Genomic DNA, 15,393 nt, shown 5'->3' with positions numbered 1-15,393 from the left:
TAATCAACTAGCGATTTGACGGTTATTATTGACATTGGCTCCCTACTATCGATTCGGTTGAGTCGTTCACAGTTTTGTGCGATTTGAATAAGAAGATGATGAGTGCTCCAACGTAACTGCGCAGTGTGGTAGTGGCGGCCATATGTTATTTTCATAATCATAATTATTCCTCATGACACCAGACCAATATTGTCAGGAAAAAGCCGTTCAAAGCGGTTCCAGCTTCTATTACAGTTTTCTTTATCTGCCGTTGGAAAAACGGCGTGCTATAACAGCACTTTACGCTTTCTGCCGTGAAGTGGACGATGTGGTGGATGAATGCACTGACGCGTCGGTAGCACGGACGAAGCTCGCGTGGTGGCGCCAGGAAGTGGCTGCCATTCGCAATTCGGGAACTGGAGACAAGCCCAGTCATCCGGTGACAAAAGCGCTGGCCGATGTGTCGCAAACGTTCAACCTTACTGCTGAGCGATTGAACGAAATCATCGACGGCATGGAGATGGACCTTAACTATAATCGCTATGCCGATTTCGACACTCTGCGTCATTACTGTTATCACGTAGCCAGCGTGGTAGGATTATGTTCTGCAGAGATATTTGGCTATCGCAATCCGGAAACCTTGAAATATGCGGAAGATCTGGGACTCGCATTCCAGCTCACCAACATCATACGCGACGTCGGTGAGGATGCATGTCGTGACCGCATTTACCTCCCTCAGGATGAACTCCGGCGCTTTGGAGTAACCAGCGAGGATATAATCCATTCGCGTGAGACCGATAGCTTCAGGCAGTTGATGGAGTTTCAGATCGAGCGAGCGGAAAGTTATTATGCCCGGGCTTTTGCAGCACTACCTGCCGAAGATCGCAAAAATCAGCGTCCCGGTATCATCATGGCGGCGATCTATCAAGCGCTGCTGAAAGAGATCAAGGAGGACGGCTGCCATGTCCTGCGGCAGCGTGTTAGTCTTACGCCGATGCGCAAATTATGGATAGCGTGGACAACCTGGATGAGGGAGTAATCGGGCTTCCATCCGGAATTTTGTTATATACCGAATAACGAGTTCAGGCTACGAAGGCAACAGGCGTTGATTGTACGCCCAACTGACGCCAGCAGCGTGCGGTACTTCCTGGTACTTCCTGCTTTGATTTCGTTACATTGCTGCCCTGAAACCTTACTGCAGCACTCAGGCGTCACTCATGTTGCTCCTGGTTCAGTATCTTCTGCCGTCATTTTCCAATCTGTAAATTAATTCCTTATGAATGAATTCGAGAACTATAGTGCGCCCAAGGATCTGCTCAAGGATCGCGTAATCCTGGTGACCGGCGCCGGGCAGGGCATAGGCCGCACCGCAGCGCTGGCCTATGCCGCCCACGGGGCAACTATTATCCTGCACGGGCGCAATATCAAAAAATTGGAAAGCGTCTACGATGAAATAGAGACGGCAGGCGGTGCGCAGCCAGCAATTTTTCCGCTTGACCTGGAAAAGGCCGAGGACAAGGATTTTGCAGCCATTGCGCAAGCCATCAAATTACAGTTGGGCAGATTGGATGGTATTTTGCACAATGCGGCATTGCTATTTACCCTGACTCCGCTTGAGGCCCAGACAATGGAGCAATGGCTGGCGCTGCTGCGTGTAAACCTCATCGCGCCATTTGCGTTGACACGCGCCTGCCTGCCGCTGCTGAAAGCTTCATCCGATGCTAGTGTCATTATGACCTCAGATACGCATGGTAATGTTCCTGCCGCATATTGGGGCGGCTTCGCGGTGGCCAAGGCGGGGATGGAGGCGCTGGTCAAGATTCAGGCCCAGGAATGGGAAATACTGCCGAGCCTGCGCATCAATACGTTAATCCCGGGGCCTGTGCATACACCGCAACGAACCAGGACGCATCCTGGCGAGGTCAAGCAAAGCTTACGCCAGTCGCAGGATTTGATGCCATGTTACCTGTATCTAATGGGACCCGACAGTAAAGCGGTCAGTGGCAAAACGGTATTTTGCTAGGGTTATACCAGGGATTTGAGAATAGGTCTTCCGTACAGGATTTATCCAGTTTCTATTATGGCTGCTGTAATTGGGAGAAATAGGTATAATTGACCGACGCCAACGAAGATAAATCGATAAAGCGGCATGCGAAAGTGGCGGAATTGGTAGACGCACCAGATTTAGGTTCTGGCGCCGAAAGGTGTGGGGGTTCGAGTCCCCCCTTTCGCACCAGGGATTTACAAGCGTTCCGAGCGGTGCCGTATGCAGGCAATCGCGTTCCCCTGGTTGCTAACGCTGCATATTGTTATCCACCAGTCAGGAAATACAATGCAAACCAATGTTGAAGACCTCGGCGCTCTGGAGCGCCGCCTTAACGTTTCAGTTCCCCAGCAGAAAATCGAGACGGAAGTTGAGAGCCGTCTGAGGAGACTGGCGCGTACGGCGAAATTGCACGGTTTCCGGCCAGGAAAAGTGCCATTGAAAATCGTTACGCAGCAGTACGGTCCCCAGGTGAGACAGGAAGTGATAGGCGATGTGCTGAAGAAAAATTTCAGTGACGCCGTGCGCGAGAAGAACCTGCGAGTTGCGGGTTATCCCCGTTTCGAACCAAAGACGCCGGAAGGCGATGCCACCCAATTTGAATTTAGCGCCACATTTGAGGTCTATCCTGATGTGGTTCTGGGCGACTTGAGCGCAGTCCGGGTTGAAAGGCCGGTTGTCAATGTCACCAGTTCCGACGTGGATAAGACGGTAGAGGTTTTGCGTCGGCAGCGGGTTCAGTTCGAGCCTGCCGGACGGCCAGCCCAGCCAGGCGATCGAATCAATATAGATTATCGCGGCGTTATCGATGGAGTAGAGTTCGTGGGTGGTCAAGCCGAGAATTTCACCCTGGTGCTCGGCGAAGGCAGGCTCCTCAAGGATTTCGAAGATCCTCTCATCGATATGACTGCTGGGCAGAGCAAAACGTTTGAAGTTACCTTTCCGGCGGACTATCATGGGAAGGAGGTTGCCGGAAAGACCGCTACATTTGAAGTGAAGCTCAACGGAGTAGAAGCTCCCCGGTTACCGGAAGTCGACGAGGAGTTTGCCATATCGCTGGGCGTCGCCAGTGGCGATATCGAAAAAATGCGGGACGAGATTCGGGCCAACCTCGAGCGCGAGCTATCCAAGCGGGTGAACACGAGACTTAAGGAACAGGTAATGCAGTCCCTGCTCGATACAACCACTATCCAGACGCCCAAAGCACTGGTGGAAGTTGAATTGGAGCGGTTGATGCAGGATGCCCGTAATGATCTCGTGTCGCGCGGTCTGAACGCGAAGAATGTGCCGCTGCCTCGGGATTTGCTTCAGGAGCGGGCGCAACGCCGTGTCAGTCTGGGACTGATTTTGGGGGAACTGGTAAAAGTTCACAGCTTGCACCCAAAACCGGAACAGGTGCGTGCGGTGGTTGAGGATCTGGCCCAGAGCTATGAAAACCCGGCCGAGGTGGTTAAATGGCATTATTCCGCACCGGATCGGCTTAACGAAGTCGAATCGGGGGCGTTGGAAGACAACGTGGTGACGTGGGTGCTGGAAAAGGTCATGGTGGTGGATAAGCAGATGACTTTAGACGAGCTAATGGGAAGATCATGACATGATGCAACAATTGGACTGGAAACAGCGCAATCTCGAGCCGAGCGGTTTGGGTCTGATTCCCATGGTGATCGAAACCAGCGGGAGGGGAGAGCGCGCTTACGATATTTACTCTCGGTTATTGAAGGAAAGGGTCATATTTCTGGTTGGTCCGGTAACCGAGGCTTCCGCCAATCTGATCGTGGCGCAGCTTCTGTTTCTGGAGTCGGAAAACGCGGATAAGGATATTCATTTTTATATTAATTCTCCCGGCGGTCTGGTTTCGGCCGGGATGGCTGTTTACGATACCATGCAGTTTATCAAACCGGATGTCAGTACGCTCTGCATAGGGCAAGCGGCGAGCATGGGATCTTTGCTGCTGACAGCCGGCGCAAAGGGCAAGCGCTTTTGTCTCGCCAACTCGCGCGTTATGATCCATCAGCCGCTGGGCGGCTTCCAGGGACAGGCATCGGATATTGAAATACATGCCAAAGAAATTCTGTTTCTAAAAAACCGGTTGAATGAGCTGCTGGCAAAGCACACCGGGCAGAGCATAGAGACTATTGAGCGAGATACCGATCGGGATAATTTTCTGAGCGCCGAGAAGTCAGTGGAATACGGACTGATCGATGCTGTGCTAACCTACAGAAACGAGAGTACGAGTTGAGATACATGGAGCCATGGGGGAGTTGATTATTAGCTACGGGCGCAACGGCTCGGATAATGCGGGATAAAACTATGTCAGAGAAAACTGGCGGGGAAAAACTGCTTTATTGTTCCTTCTGCGGCAAGAGTCAACACGAAGTAAAGAAGCTCATCGCGGGTCCATCGGTATTTATTTGCGACGAATGTATCGAGCTTTGCAACGATATCATTCGAGAGGAAATACAAGGCGCGGAAGCCGCCAAGCTTACCAAGTCCGATTTACCGGTCCCACATGAAATCCGCCAGATTCTCGATCACTACGTGATCGGGCAGGAGCAGGCCAAAAAAATTCTTTCGGTAGCGGTGTATAACCATTACAAGCGCCTGAGAAATCTGGCGAAATCAGGGGACTCCGACGATATCGAGCTCGCAAAGAGCAACATCCTCCTCATCGGTCCGACGGGTTCGGGCAAGACTTTGCTCGCCCAGACGCTGGCGCGGCTGCTCGATGTGCCTTTTGTCATGGCCGACGCGACAACACTTACCGAAGCAGGCTATGTGGGCGAGGATGTCGAAAATATCATCCAGAAGCTGCTTCAGAAATGCAATTACGATGCAGAAAAGGCCCAGCAGGGGATCGTCTATATCGACGAAATCGACAAGATCTCGCGTAAGGCAGATAACCCGTCGATTACACGGGATGTCTCGGGTGAAGGCGTGCAACAGGCTCTGCTCAAGCTGATAGAGGGGACTATTGCCTCGGTGCCGCCTCAGGGAGGCAGAAAACATCCCAATCAGGAATTTGTCCAGGTCGACACTACAAACATCCTTTTCATTTGCGGGGGTGCATTTGACGGACTCGACAAGGTAATACGCGCCCGCTCCGAGAAGGGTGGGATAGGTTTCAGCGCCAATGTGAGAAGCCAGGACAATCGCAAGGATTTCGGCGCGGTGTTACGTGGCGTAGAGCCGGAAGATCTGGTCAAGTATGGACTGATTCCGGAATTCGTCGGCCGCCTGCCGGTGGTTGCAACCCTGGAAGAACTGGATGAGTCAGCGTTGATTCAGATTTTGACCGAACCAAAGAACGCACTTATCAAACAGTATCAGAAAATGTTTCACATGGAAGGGGGCGTCGATCTCGAATTTCGGGACCAGGCGCTCAAAGCGATAGCCAAGAAGGCGCTTGCGCGCAAGACCGGCGCGCGAGGCCTGCGCTCCATTCTGGAAAATGCCTTGCTCGATACCATGTTCGATCTGCCATCTTTGGAAAATGTCGCCAAGGTAGTGATTGATCACGGCTCAGTCAATGGCGATATCAAGCCCATTCTGATTTATTCGGATAAACCAAAGGTAGCCAAGAGCTGTTAGGTCCGAGTTCTGTAGCTTGTCTGGTCCGTTGCCTTGAATTTTCTTGCGGCGTCCCCATAACTCTTGTTTGTTTCTTATAGGTGAGCCGATATGTCTTCTCAACTGAACGATCCCAACCAAATTTCGCTACCGCTATTGCCATTACGCGACGTCGTTGTCTTTCCGCATATGGTGATTCCTCTTTTCGTCGGACGGCCTAAATCCATAAAGGCACTGGAAATCGCAATGGAGGCCGGCAAGAGTATTCTGCTGGTGGCCCAAAAATTCGCGGCCAAGGACGAGCCGGCCCCGGAAGACCTGTACGGCGTATGTACTGTAGCAAACCTGCTGCAAATGCTTAAGTTGCCTGATGGCACTGTCAAAGTGCTTGTGGAAGGCGGTCGCCGGGCGCGTATCATGAAGGTAACCGATGATGGCGCGTATTTCTCGGGCGAAGCCGCATTACTGCCCCCGGATGCGGTAGACAATCATGAAGTTGAAGCAATGCGGCGCGCAATGCTGGCGCAGTTCGACCAGTATGTGAAGCTTAACAAGAAGATTCCACCCGAAATACTGACGTCACTTAGCGGCATAGATGAAGCAGGACGTCTGGCCGATACAATCGCGGCTCACTTGCCTTTGAAACTCGAGCAGAAACAGGAAGTGCTGGAAATTTTTGATGTGCCGAAGCGTCTGGAGCATCTTCTGGGACTACTTGAAACCGAACTAGACATACTTCAGGTGGAAAAGCGCATTCGTGGGCGGGTGAAGCGTCAGATGGAGAAAAGCCAGCGCGACTATTACCTCAACGAGCAGGTCAAGGCCATCCAGAAGGAACTGGGCGAAGGCGAAGACGGCGCTGATCTGGAAGAGATCGACAAGAAAATACAATCGGCTCAAATGTCCAAAGAGGCACGTTCCAAGGCAGAGGCGGAACTGAAAAAATTGCGCCTGATGTCGCCTATGTCGGCCGAAGCGACGGTGGTTCGTAATTACATCGATGCTCTGGTAGCGCTACCTTGGAAGAAAAAAAGCAAAATCAGCAAAAACCTGGGCGCCGCTGAAGTGGTGCTGGAGCAGGATCATTATGGCCTCGAAAAGGTCAAGGAGCGTATTGTCGAGTATCTGGCTGTGCAACAGCGCGTGGATAAGTTGAAGGCGCCTATTCTTTGCCTTGTGGGTCCGCCAGGGGTGGGGAAGACTTCACTGGGACAGTCCATAGCGCGAGCCACTAACCGCAAATTCGTGCGTATGTCTCTTGGCGGGGTTCGCGACGAGGCCGAGGTGCGCGGCCATCGCCGTACTTATATCGGTTCGATGCCTGGCAAGATTCTGCAAAACATGACCAAGGTAGGTGTCAAAAACCCGTTATTCCTGCTTGACGAAGTGGACAAGATGGGGATGGATTTTCGCGGTGATCCGTCATCGGCACTGCTGGAAGTGCTCGATCCGGAGCAGAATAATTCGTTTGTGGATCACTATATCGAGGTTGAGTACGATTTATCCGATGTCATGTTTGTCGCCACCGCCAACACCCTGAATATACCGCCGGCGCTGCTCGACCGAATGGAGGTGATAAGGCTGTCGGGCTATACCGAGGATGAGAAGCTCAACATTGCAACACGGTACCTGCTGCCCAAACAGATAAAAAACCATGGCTTGAAAGAAAACGAACTGGCAGTGTCAGAATCCGCTTTACGCGACATCACGCGCTATTACACGCGGGAGGCGGGGGTACGTGCCATGGAACGGGAAATCTCCAAAATATGCCGTAAAGTGGTAAAAGCGTTGCTGCTGAAAAGTGACCAGAAAAAGATTACTGTGAGCGGCCGAAATCTGGACAAGTATCTGGGTGTGCGGCGCTATACATATGGTGTTGCGGAAGAAAAAAATCAGGTCGGGCAGGTCACAGGTCTCGCGTGGACTGAGGTTGGCGGGGAATTATTGACTATTGAGGCGGTAGTATTGCCGGGCAAGGGAAAAACCATCACAACCGGAAAATTGGGTGAAGTAATGCAGGAATCGGTTCAGGCTGCACTATCAGTGGTGCGCAGCCGTTCAAGAACGTTGGGTATCGTCGATGATTTTTACCAGAAGAACGATATTCATATCCACTTGCCGGAGGGTGCGACGCCCAAGGATGGCCCAAGCGCAGGGATCGGTATCTGCATTGCCATGGTGTCGGCTCTGACAGGCATTCCAGCGCGGGCGACCGTGGCAATGACGGGCGAAATCACGTTGCGCGGCGAAGTGCTTCCTATTGGTGGACTCAAGGAAAAGCTGCTGGCAGCGCATCGCGGGGGCATTAAAACTGTACTGATCCCTGAGGACAACGTCAAAGACCTGACGGAGATTCCCGAGAACATTAAAAATAGATTGGATATTCATCCGGTTAAATGGATAGATGAAGTGCTGGATCTGGCCCTGGAGCGCAAGCCGGAAGCGCTTCCCTCTGCAGCGTCACCGGTACCCGGTCCCGGTCCTGTTGCGGTAGAGGGCGATGCGAGAAGCACGGTTATCAAGCATTGAGTTGCCAAACTGTTTTTCTGTATTATGTTGCTTGGCCCGGTGAAACTACTCTTCGTATAGACGAACTGACTTTCGGTCGTTTTGGATGAGATTTCGCGGCAAATCGCTGCATGAAAGGTTTTTCGAAATATTTCCACAATTGCTTGACCAAGCACAAACGGCTTGATATAAAACCGATTGCAGGGTTTTTGTAACTCTTTTAACAATAACGAAAGGGGAATCACGTGAACAAATCTGAACTCATCGATGCCATTGCCAAGTCGTCCGACATTTCCAAAGCCTCTGCGGGAAATGCTCTAGATGGTGCATTGTCGGCTATCAAAGCCGCCCTTAAAAAAGGCCAAAGCGTTACCCTGGTGGGATTTGGCACATTCAAAGTAGGTGAGCGAGCGGCCCGCACCGGCCGTAACCCGCGCACCGGCGCAGCTATCAAAATCGACGCTACAAAGGTTCCAAAATTCACCGCTGGCAAGGCGCTCAAGGATGCAGTAAACTAGCGTTTTTCGGACGGGGTGCTTAGCTCAGTTGGTAGAGCGTCGCCCTTACAAGGCGAATGTCGGCGGTTCGACCCCGTCAGCACCCACCAACGGGTCGTTATTGTTGGAGTGGTAGTTCAGTTGGTTAGAATACCGGCCTGTCACGCCGGGGGTCGCGGGTTCGAGTCCCGTCCACTCCGCCAGATTTTGCGCTAAACCAGGGCGAACGCAAGTTCGCCTTTTTTATTCGTTTTTTGTCCATTAATGTTTGATTTTGTCCATAAAAAGCGACGTATAGTCCAGATCATCCTGGCACTGGCTCTACTGCCATTTTTGTTCTGGGGACTTGAGTCGTATCAAGGTAACGACGGCGGCGACCATGTTGCGCAAGCAGCAGGAGAAAAAATTTCCCGGGAGGAATTCGCTCAGGCGCTACGCAACCAGCAGGAAAACCTGCGGGCTACCATGGGGGAAAACGTTAACGATACCATGCTGGACTCCCCGGAAGTGCGATCCGCAGTATTGGAAGGCCTGATTCAACAGCGATTACTGAGGCATGAGGCATCACGTGTTGGGCTGACTGTGCCGGATTCCCAACTGGTGGAGGCGATACAAAATATTTCAGCGTTTCAGGAAGACGGAAAATTCTCGAAACAGCGCTACGAAGAATTGCTGCGTGGGCAGGGAATGAACCCGAAAGTATTTGAAGCGCGCGTGCGCCAGGAACTGATGCGGCAGCAACTGCTTGCTCCCTATAGCGAAAATGGCTTCATTTCCGATTCAGTAGCAGAAAGAGTTATACGACTGAGTGAAGAGAAACGCGAAATCAGCCTGGCTGAAATACAGCCGGAGCAATTCCTGCGGCAGATTAAACCGGACGATGCGGCCATCAAAACCTATTATGATACCCATCAGGCCGAGTTTCAGCTGCCGGAACAGGTGCAGGTCGAATATTTAGTGTTATCACTGGATGAGTTGATTAAACAGTCGCACGTCAGCGATGAAGAAGCAACCAGGTATTTCGACGAACACAGGGACGAATTTGGGCAGCAGGAAGAACGCCAGGCAAGTCACATTCTCATTAGCGCGCCTGCTACAGCCTCGGATGCGGAAAGGCAGGCCGCGCGTGCCAAAGCCGAGCAATTACTGCTCGAAGTCAGAAAGGCTCCCCAGCGTTTTGGGGATCTTGCCAAGGAGCATTCTCAGGACCCGGGCTCAGCGGCCAAAGGGGGAGACCTCGGTTTTTTCCCGCGCAACATGATGGTCAAGACCTTTGAAGATGCGGTTTTCCAGATGAAATTGGATGAAATCAGCGATGTGGTCGAGACAGAACACGGTTTTCATATTATCAAGCTCGCCGGAATAAAGGGCGCAAAACCGGTGGGTCTTGACGAAGTAAGGGGCCGAGTTGAGCAGGAAGTAAAAAGACAAAAAGCGGAAAAGATGTTTGGTGAGATGGCGGAAGACTTCGGCAATATGGTATATGAGCAGAGCGATAGCCTGCAGCCAGCCTCGGAGAAGTTCAATTTGCCCGTCCAGCAGAGTGGCTGGATCCCAAAAAACGGTGGCAAGCCTCCATACTTCACGGACGAAAGACTGCTGCAGGCGATATTTTCGGACGACGCAATCAGGGACAAACGCAATACCGAAGCAATCGAAGTTTCGCCGAACACGCTGGTTTCAGCAAGGGTGCTGGGCCACAGGCCTGCGACAACGCCTCCTGTTACAGAGTTGAGGGATGAAATTGCTCGCACCATAGCGCAGCAGGAAGCAGCCAAGGCGGCTATAAACGAGGGAAGAGAGAAACTTGCCAAGTTGCAGGACGGCAAAGATGCGATGGTCAAGTGGGGCGCTTCCCGGGAAATTTCCCGAAAGAATCCCCAGGGCCTTGGCAACGAAACAGTGCGGGCAATTTTCAAGACTGAAACCGCAAGACTGCCGTCTTATACCGGAGTGACCAATTCCCAGGGTGGTTTTACCTTGATTCGTGTCGAGCAGGTCCTTAAACCTGAACCGGCGGATGCGGCTGAAAGTAAAGCGTTTGCGGGACAGCTACAACAGCTACTCGCCCAGCAGGAACTCTCATCTTATTTGGCCGAAGTCAGGAAGCGGTATGACGTCTCGGTAAGTGGCGAAAATCTGGAGAAGTAGCGCAGGAACCTTAGACAGGGAGTTCACTTTCTTCCGATTGCGAAAATCGGGCACCTGCAGCCATCGCGCTCCTCGCTCGAATCGGGTTGCGATCTCCTTTGTTTGCCTCGTGATCATCCCGATTCCCAACGCAATTGGCAAATGAGCGCGCCAGGGGGACTTATTCAGAGATTCCTCACGAATCAATGAGGTCAAATGCAACCGTGTTAAATCCTGCGTCGACGTGAGTAATTTCGCCGGTAATACCGCTAGCCAGATCGCTGCACAGAAAAGCAGCAACATTTCCGACTTCCATGATTGAAACGTTACGCCGCAGTGGCGCGACTTTCTCGGTATAGTTCAACAGTTTTCCAAAGTTGCCAATTCCTGCCGCTGCCAGCGTTTTGATCGGTCCGGCAGAGATGGCATTGACCCGTATCCCCTTGGGGCCGAGACTGGACGCCATGAAGCGTACATTCGCCTCAAGACTTGCTTTGGCCAATCCCATGACGTTGTAACTCGGCATAACTCTTGTCGAGCCAAGGTAGGTGAGTGTAAGGAGCGAGCCGTTTCTGCCTTGCATCAGCGGCATCCCGGCCTTTGCCAGCGCGGTAAAACTGTAGGAACTGACATCATGGGCTATGCGGAACGCCTCGCGATCCACGCTTTCGACATAGTCTCCGCTCAATGCCTCACGCGGTGCAAAGGCGATTGAATGAACGATACCGTCAAGGCCATCCCAACGTTTTGCCAAATCGTCGAAACAGCGGTCGATTTCGTTGTCATTCGAAACATCGCAGGGAAACAACAAATCACTATCGAATTCGGTAATTATTTTTCCCACTCGTTCACGCACTCCTTCCCCCTGATAAGTAAAGGCCAGTTGCGCGCCCTCGCGATGCATTGCTTTTGCAATGCCGTAGGCAATGGATCGATTACTTAGCAGTCCGGCGATGAGAATGCGCTTATCGGCGAGAAGGGTCATATCATATCCTTGCGAATGTTGAGTAATCTGCGGAATAATCCTGAATCCGGTAGTTGGACGGGGTGGAGCGTGCGGTTTTTGGGGTGCAGGGCAAGGCGCGACGACGCGGAATGGTAATTCCATTCCAAGGAGTTGCAACGCAGCCATGTGCCGCAAAAACCGTTCAATTCGCCCCGTAGCGAACCCACCGAAAAGGTGAAGGTCAAGTGATACAAAAAGTCTTTGTGGATCCTAATTCTAAACTGAAAAATGAGTGGTCAACTGACGGATTTAGGATTATAGCTTCAAGTCCATGGTACTTGTAGAATCATCAGTTTTTCGCCTGAGTGGCGCCCAGGCCATGTGCCCGATATTTACGCTACACTATCGCATCAATGAAGGCAGCAGTGTTTACCGAACCTTTGAAACCGTCTTCACTTTCGCCGTTAGCGGCGGCGACAGTACCCTTGCAAAATTGGATACATAAAACGGGCCGAGCCAAACCGAGATGCCTTGAGTATCTACTGGTAATGCTTACAGCCCTGATGTGTGCGTGCAGCGGCCCCTGGAATAATCCCTATCCCGACAGCGATGCGGGAAAAAATATTCTTTATGGCGCGTTTGCCGAACGTCCCAAGCATCTGGACCCCGTGCAGTCCTATAGCTCCAACGAGATTCTTATCACAGCACAGATTTACGAGCCACCATTGCAATACCATTACCTGAAACGTCCCTACGAACTGATTCCGGCGTCAGCGGCAAAAATGCCGTCAGTGCAGTATTTCGACAAGAAGGGAACGCGTTTGCCGGACAATGCCGGTGATGAGCAGATCGCTTACACGATTTACGAGATCTCCATCATGCCTGGCATCCGCTTCCAGCCTCATCCGGCATTCGCCAAAGACCAGCAGGGGGAGTTTCTTTATCATCGTCTACCCGAAAAGGAGTTGACCGACATTCACAAACTGGGCGATTTTCCTCATACGGGTTCCCGCGAACTGACTGCTGAAGATTACGTCTTCCAGATCAAGCGGCTGGCTCACCCCCGGTTGCATTCCCCGATTTTTGGTTTGATGTCCGATTACATTATTGGCCTCAAGGAATATGCAGAAACCCTACGGACAGCCGACGAGGCGCAGCTCAAGGAGCAGGGCTCAGATGCGTATCTGGATTTGAATAGCTATCCGCTTGCTGGGGCGGAGGCGGTAGATCGCTATACCTACCACGTCAAGATCAATGGCAAATACCCTCAGTTCAAGTACTGGCTGGCAATGCCTTTTTTCGCCCCTATCCCATGGGAGGCGGAGCGTTTTTACAATCAGAAGGGATTGGCTGAAAAAAATATCAACCTTGACTGGTACCCGCTGGGAACCGGACCTTATATGCTGACCAAGAACGACCCCAATCGCATGATGGTCCTGGAAAAAAATCCCAATTTTCATGGTGAAACCTATCCGTCCGAGGGAATGCCGGTCGATGAGCAGGCCGATTTGTTACGCGATGCGGGAGCACCACTGCCCTTTATTGACAAAGTCATATACAGCCGGGAGAGGGAGAGCATTCCCCGCTGGAATAAATTCCTGCAAGGTTATTATGACGCATCGAGTATTGGTTCCGATAGTTTCGATCAGGCAGTTCAACTGGCGGGACAGGGGGAAGCAACCGTAACCGAAGCAATGCAGGAGCAAGGCATCCGATTGGAGACCGCAGTGGCGACCTCCACGAATTACATGGGTTTCAATATGCTGGACCCGGTGGTTGGGGGTATCGGCAAACAGGGACGCGAGGCTGCCAGAAAACTGCGTCAGGCTATTTCGATTGCGGTGGATTACGAAGAGTACGTTTCCATATTTGCCAATGGACGCGGTATTCCCGCCCAAGGGCCCATCGCTCCGGGTATCGCAGGTCACCGCGAAGGCAAGGAAGGAATCAATCCAGTGGTATACGACTGGGTAGATGGGCGCCCACGTCGTAAACCAATCGAGGCTGCCAGAAAACTGCTGGCAGAAGCGGGTTATCCCGACGGTATGGATGCCAAAACAGGCGCGCCACTAGTGCTTTATTTCGACGTCACCACTCGCGGAACCGAGGACAAATCCAGCCTCGACTGGATGCGCAAACAGTTCCAGAAACTCAACATTCAACTGGTGGTCAGGAACACAGACTACAACCGCTTCCAGGACAAGATACGCAAGGGCAATGCTCAAATTTTCGAGTGGGGCTGGAATGCGGATTATCCCGACCCGGAAAATTTTTTATTCCTGCTGTACGGTCCCCAGCAAAAAGTCGGAAGCGAAGGCGAGAACGCCGCCAATTACTCCAATCCGGAGTATAACCGGCTATTCGACCGAATGAAGAATATGGAAGACGGCCTCAAGCGCCAGCAGATCATTGACCGGATGATAACTATTCTTCGCCACGATTCACCTTGGCTCTGGGGGTACCATCCCAAGGAATACGGGTTATATCACGCCTGGTACGGCAATATTAAAGCGAACAGATTGTCACACAACAATGTCAAATACTTTCGGATAGATGCCGGCCTGCGGGAGCAGAAGCGGAGCGAATGGAATAAACCGGTGGTATGGCCCGCCATAGCGGGATTGATTGTGCTGGTGGCAAGCATTATTCCCGCCGTCGTCGTTTACCGTCGCAGGGAACGAGGAGCGGGAATAACGAGTACTGAATCAACAATAGAAACCCAGATGTCATGAGCTTGAATGCTTAATTACATTATCCGGCGCGTGCTGTATGCGATTCCCATTCTGATCGGCGTCAATCTGATTACCTTCACTTTATTCTTCGTGGTGAACACGCCCGATGACATGGCGCGAATGCAACTGGGAATCAAGCGCGTTACACCTGAAGCCATTGCCAAGTGGAAGCAGGAGCGCGGCTACGATAAGCCGCTGATGTTCAATAGCGGCGACGAGGGTTTCACAAAGCTGACGAATACTATTTTTTTTGAGAAGTCGGCTGCCATGTTTGCTTTCCGTTTCGGTCGCGCCGATGATGGACGGGATATTGCTTATGAAATCAAAAGCCGGATGGTGCCCAGCCTCGCCATCGCACTGCCGGTATTTCTGCTGGGATTGGGCGTCTATATAGTTTTTGCGCTGATAATGGTGTTTTTTCGGGCGACCTACGTGGATTTCTGGGGTGTGGTACTATGCGTCGCGCTAATGTCCATCTCCAGTTTATTCTACATTATCGCCGGACAATTTCTGATCAGCAAATTGTGGCATCTAGTGCCGATATCAGGCTATGGTCAAGAGTTGGACGCTGCCAAATTTCTCGTCCTGCCGGTGATTATCGGTGTGATAAGCGGAGCCGGCGCCAACACTCGCTGGTATCGAACCCTCTTTCTGGAAGAAATGGGCAAAGACTATGTCCGTACCGCCCGGGCCAAGGGCTTGCCGGAAAGTGCCGTACTGTTTGGGCACGTGCTCAGAAACGCGATGATTCCCATACTCACCGGAGCGGTAGTCGTGATTCCGCTGCTTTTTCTCGGTAGCCTGATTGCCGAATCGTTTTTCGGTATCCCGGGATTGGGCAGCTATACCATTGATGCAATCAACTCTCAGGATTTCGCGGTAGTGCGGGCCATGGTTTTTCTCGGATCGCTGCTTTATATCGTCGGGCTGATATTGACAGACATTTCCTATACGCTGGTGGACCCCAGGATCAGGTTGGAATAATGGTAT

Annotated in this window: 11 protein-coding genes and 3 tRNA genes; 13 read left to right on the top strand and 1 reads right to left on the bottom strand. The window is 51.9% G+C overall.

The annotated features are described in order from the left end of the window. The first annotated feature begins 172 nt into the window (after window positions 1-172). From hpnD to CRO05_RS00095, 11 genes are all read left to right on the top strand, one after another. Window positions 173-1,018 (top strand): presqualene diphosphate synthase HpnD, encoded by an 846-nt coding sequence (gene hpnD / locus CRO05_RS00145; RefSeq protein ID WP_097065301.1) that lies wholly within the window; start codon window positions 173-175, stop codon window positions 1,016-1,018. Window positions 1,019-1,255: 237 nt separating this feature from the next. After that, window positions 1,256-2,002 (top strand): YciK family oxidoreductase, encoded by a 747-nt coding sequence (locus tag CRO05_RS00140; RefSeq protein WP_097065300.1) that lies wholly within the window; start codon window positions 1,256-1,258, stop codon window positions 2,000-2,002. A 128-nt stretch (window positions 2,003-2,130) separates the two neighbouring features. Next, window positions 2,131-2,215, top strand: a tRNA-Leu gene (locus tag CRO05_RS00135). Between the two features lie 96 nt (window positions 2,216-2,311). Further along, window positions 2,312-3,616 carry a trigger factor gene (tig, locus tag CRO05_RS00130; protein ID WP_097065299.1) on the top strand — a complete coding sequence of 435 codons (1,305 nt, stop codon included), beginning with the start codon at window positions 2,312-2,314 and terminating at the stop codon, window positions 3,614-3,616. Between the two features lies 1 nt (window position 3,617). After that, window positions 3,618-4,262 (top strand): ATP-dependent Clp endopeptidase proteolytic subunit ClpP, encoded by a 645-nt coding sequence (gene clpP / locus CRO05_RS00125; RefSeq protein ID WP_218142103.1) that lies wholly within the window; start codon window positions 3,618-3,620, stop codon window positions 4,260-4,262. 71 nt (window positions 4,263-4,333) lie between these two features. Then, window positions 4,334-5,611 carry an ATP-dependent Clp protease ATP-binding subunit ClpX gene (gene clpX / locus CRO05_RS00120; RefSeq protein ID WP_181319801.1) on the top strand — a complete coding sequence of 426 codons (1,278 nt, stop codon included), beginning with the start codon at window positions 4,334-4,336 and terminating at the stop codon, window positions 5,609-5,611. Between the two features lie 90 nt (window positions 5,612-5,701). Next, window positions 5,702-8,119 carry an endopeptidase La gene (gene lon, locus CRO05_RS00115; RefSeq protein WP_097065297.1) on the top strand — a complete coding sequence of 806 codons (2,418 nt, stop codon included), beginning with the start codon at window positions 5,702-5,704 and terminating at the stop codon, window positions 8,117-8,119. Window positions 8,120-8,343: 224 nt separating this feature from the next. Further along, window positions 8,344-8,616: an HU family DNA-binding protein gene (locus CRO05_RS00110; RefSeq protein ID WP_097065296.1), complete on the top strand. Its 273-nt coding sequence runs from the start codon at window positions 8,344-8,346 to the stop codon at window positions 8,614-8,616. A gap of 13 nt (window positions 8,617-8,629) precedes the next feature. Next, a tRNA-Val gene (locus tag CRO05_RS00105) sits at window positions 8,630-8,705 on the top strand. A 16-nt stretch (window positions 8,706-8,721) separates the two neighbouring features. Beyond that, window positions 8,722-8,798, top strand: a tRNA-Asp gene (locus CRO05_RS00100). Window positions 8,799-8,859: 61 nt separating this feature from the next. Beyond that, the gene (locus CRO05_RS00095) at window positions 8,860-10,746 is read left to right on the top strand and encodes a SurA N-terminal domain-containing protein (protein WP_097065295.1); all 1,887 of its coding nucleotides are present in this window, start codon (window positions 8,860-8,862) and stop codon (window positions 10,744-10,746) included. Between the two features lie 175 nt (window positions 10,747-10,921). Here CRO05_RS00095 and CRO05_RS00090 read toward each other — a convergent pair whose 3' ends face one another. Then, the gene (locus tag CRO05_RS00090; RefSeq protein WP_097065294.1) at window positions 10,922-11,710 is read right to left on the bottom strand and encodes an enoyl-ACP reductase; all 789 of its coding nucleotides are present in this window, start codon (window positions 11,708-11,710) and stop codon (window positions 10,922-10,924) included. 509 nt (window positions 11,711-12,219) lie between these two features. Here CRO05_RS00090 and CRO05_RS00085 point away from each other — a divergent pair. Continuing rightward, window positions 12,220-14,403, top strand: coding sequence for an ABC transporter substrate-binding protein (locus tag CRO05_RS00085; protein WP_097065293.1), 2,184 nt, complete (start codon window positions 12,220-12,222; stop codon window positions 14,401-14,403). Window positions 14,404-14,409: 6 nt separating this feature from the next. Continuing rightward, complete coding sequence (locus CRO05_RS00080) at window positions 14,410-15,387, top strand: ABC transporter permease (RefSeq protein WP_097065292.1); 978 nt, start codon at window positions 14,410-14,412, stop codon at window positions 15,385-15,387. Window positions 15,388-15,393: the final 6 nt, after the last annotated feature.

Source organism: Nitrosovibrio sp. Nv4, assembly GCF_900215485.1.
Lineage (GTDB): Bacteria > Pseudomonadota > Gammaproteobacteria > Burkholderiales > Nitrosomonadaceae > Nitrosospira.
This window is presented reverse-complemented; position numbering and strand designations above follow the sequence as displayed.

Coding starts and splice junctions, on each gene's coding strand:
- hpnD (WP_097065301.1), top strand. CDS start 173: ATGACACCAGACCAATATTGTCAGGAAAAAGCCGTTCAAAGCGGTTCC.
- CRO05_RS00140 (WP_097065300.1), top strand. CDS start 1,256: ATGAATGAATTCGAGAACTATAGTGCGCCCAAGGATCTGCTCAAGGAT.
- tig (WP_097065299.1), top strand. CDS start 2,312: ATGCAAACCAATGTTGAAGACCTCGGCGCTCTGGAGCGCCGCCTTAAC.
- clpP (WP_218142103.1), top strand. CDS start 3,618: ATGATGCAACAATTGGACTGGAAACAGCGCAATCTCGAGCCGAGCGGT.
- clpX (WP_181319801.1), top strand. CDS start 4,334: ATGTCAGAGAAAACTGGCGGGGAAAAACTGCTTTATTGTTCCTTCTGC.
- lon (WP_097065297.1), top strand. CDS start 5,702: ATGTCTTCTCAACTGAACGATCCCAACCAAATTTCGCTACCGCTATTG.
- CRO05_RS00095 (WP_097065295.1), top strand. CDS start 8,860: ATGTTTGATTTTGTCCATAAAAAGCGACGTATAGTCCAGATCATCCTG.
- CRO05_RS00090 (WP_097065294.1), bottom strand. CDS start 11,710: ATGACCCTTCTCGCCGATAAGCGCATTCTCATCGCCGGACTGCTAAGT.
- CRO05_RS00085 (WP_097065293.1), top strand. CDS start 12,220: ATGCTTACAGCCCTGATGTGTGCGTGCAGCGGCCCCTGGAATAATCCC.
- CRO05_RS00080 (WP_097065292.1), top strand. CDS start 14,410: ATGCTTAATTACATTATCCGGCGCGTGCTGTATGCGATTCCCATTCTG.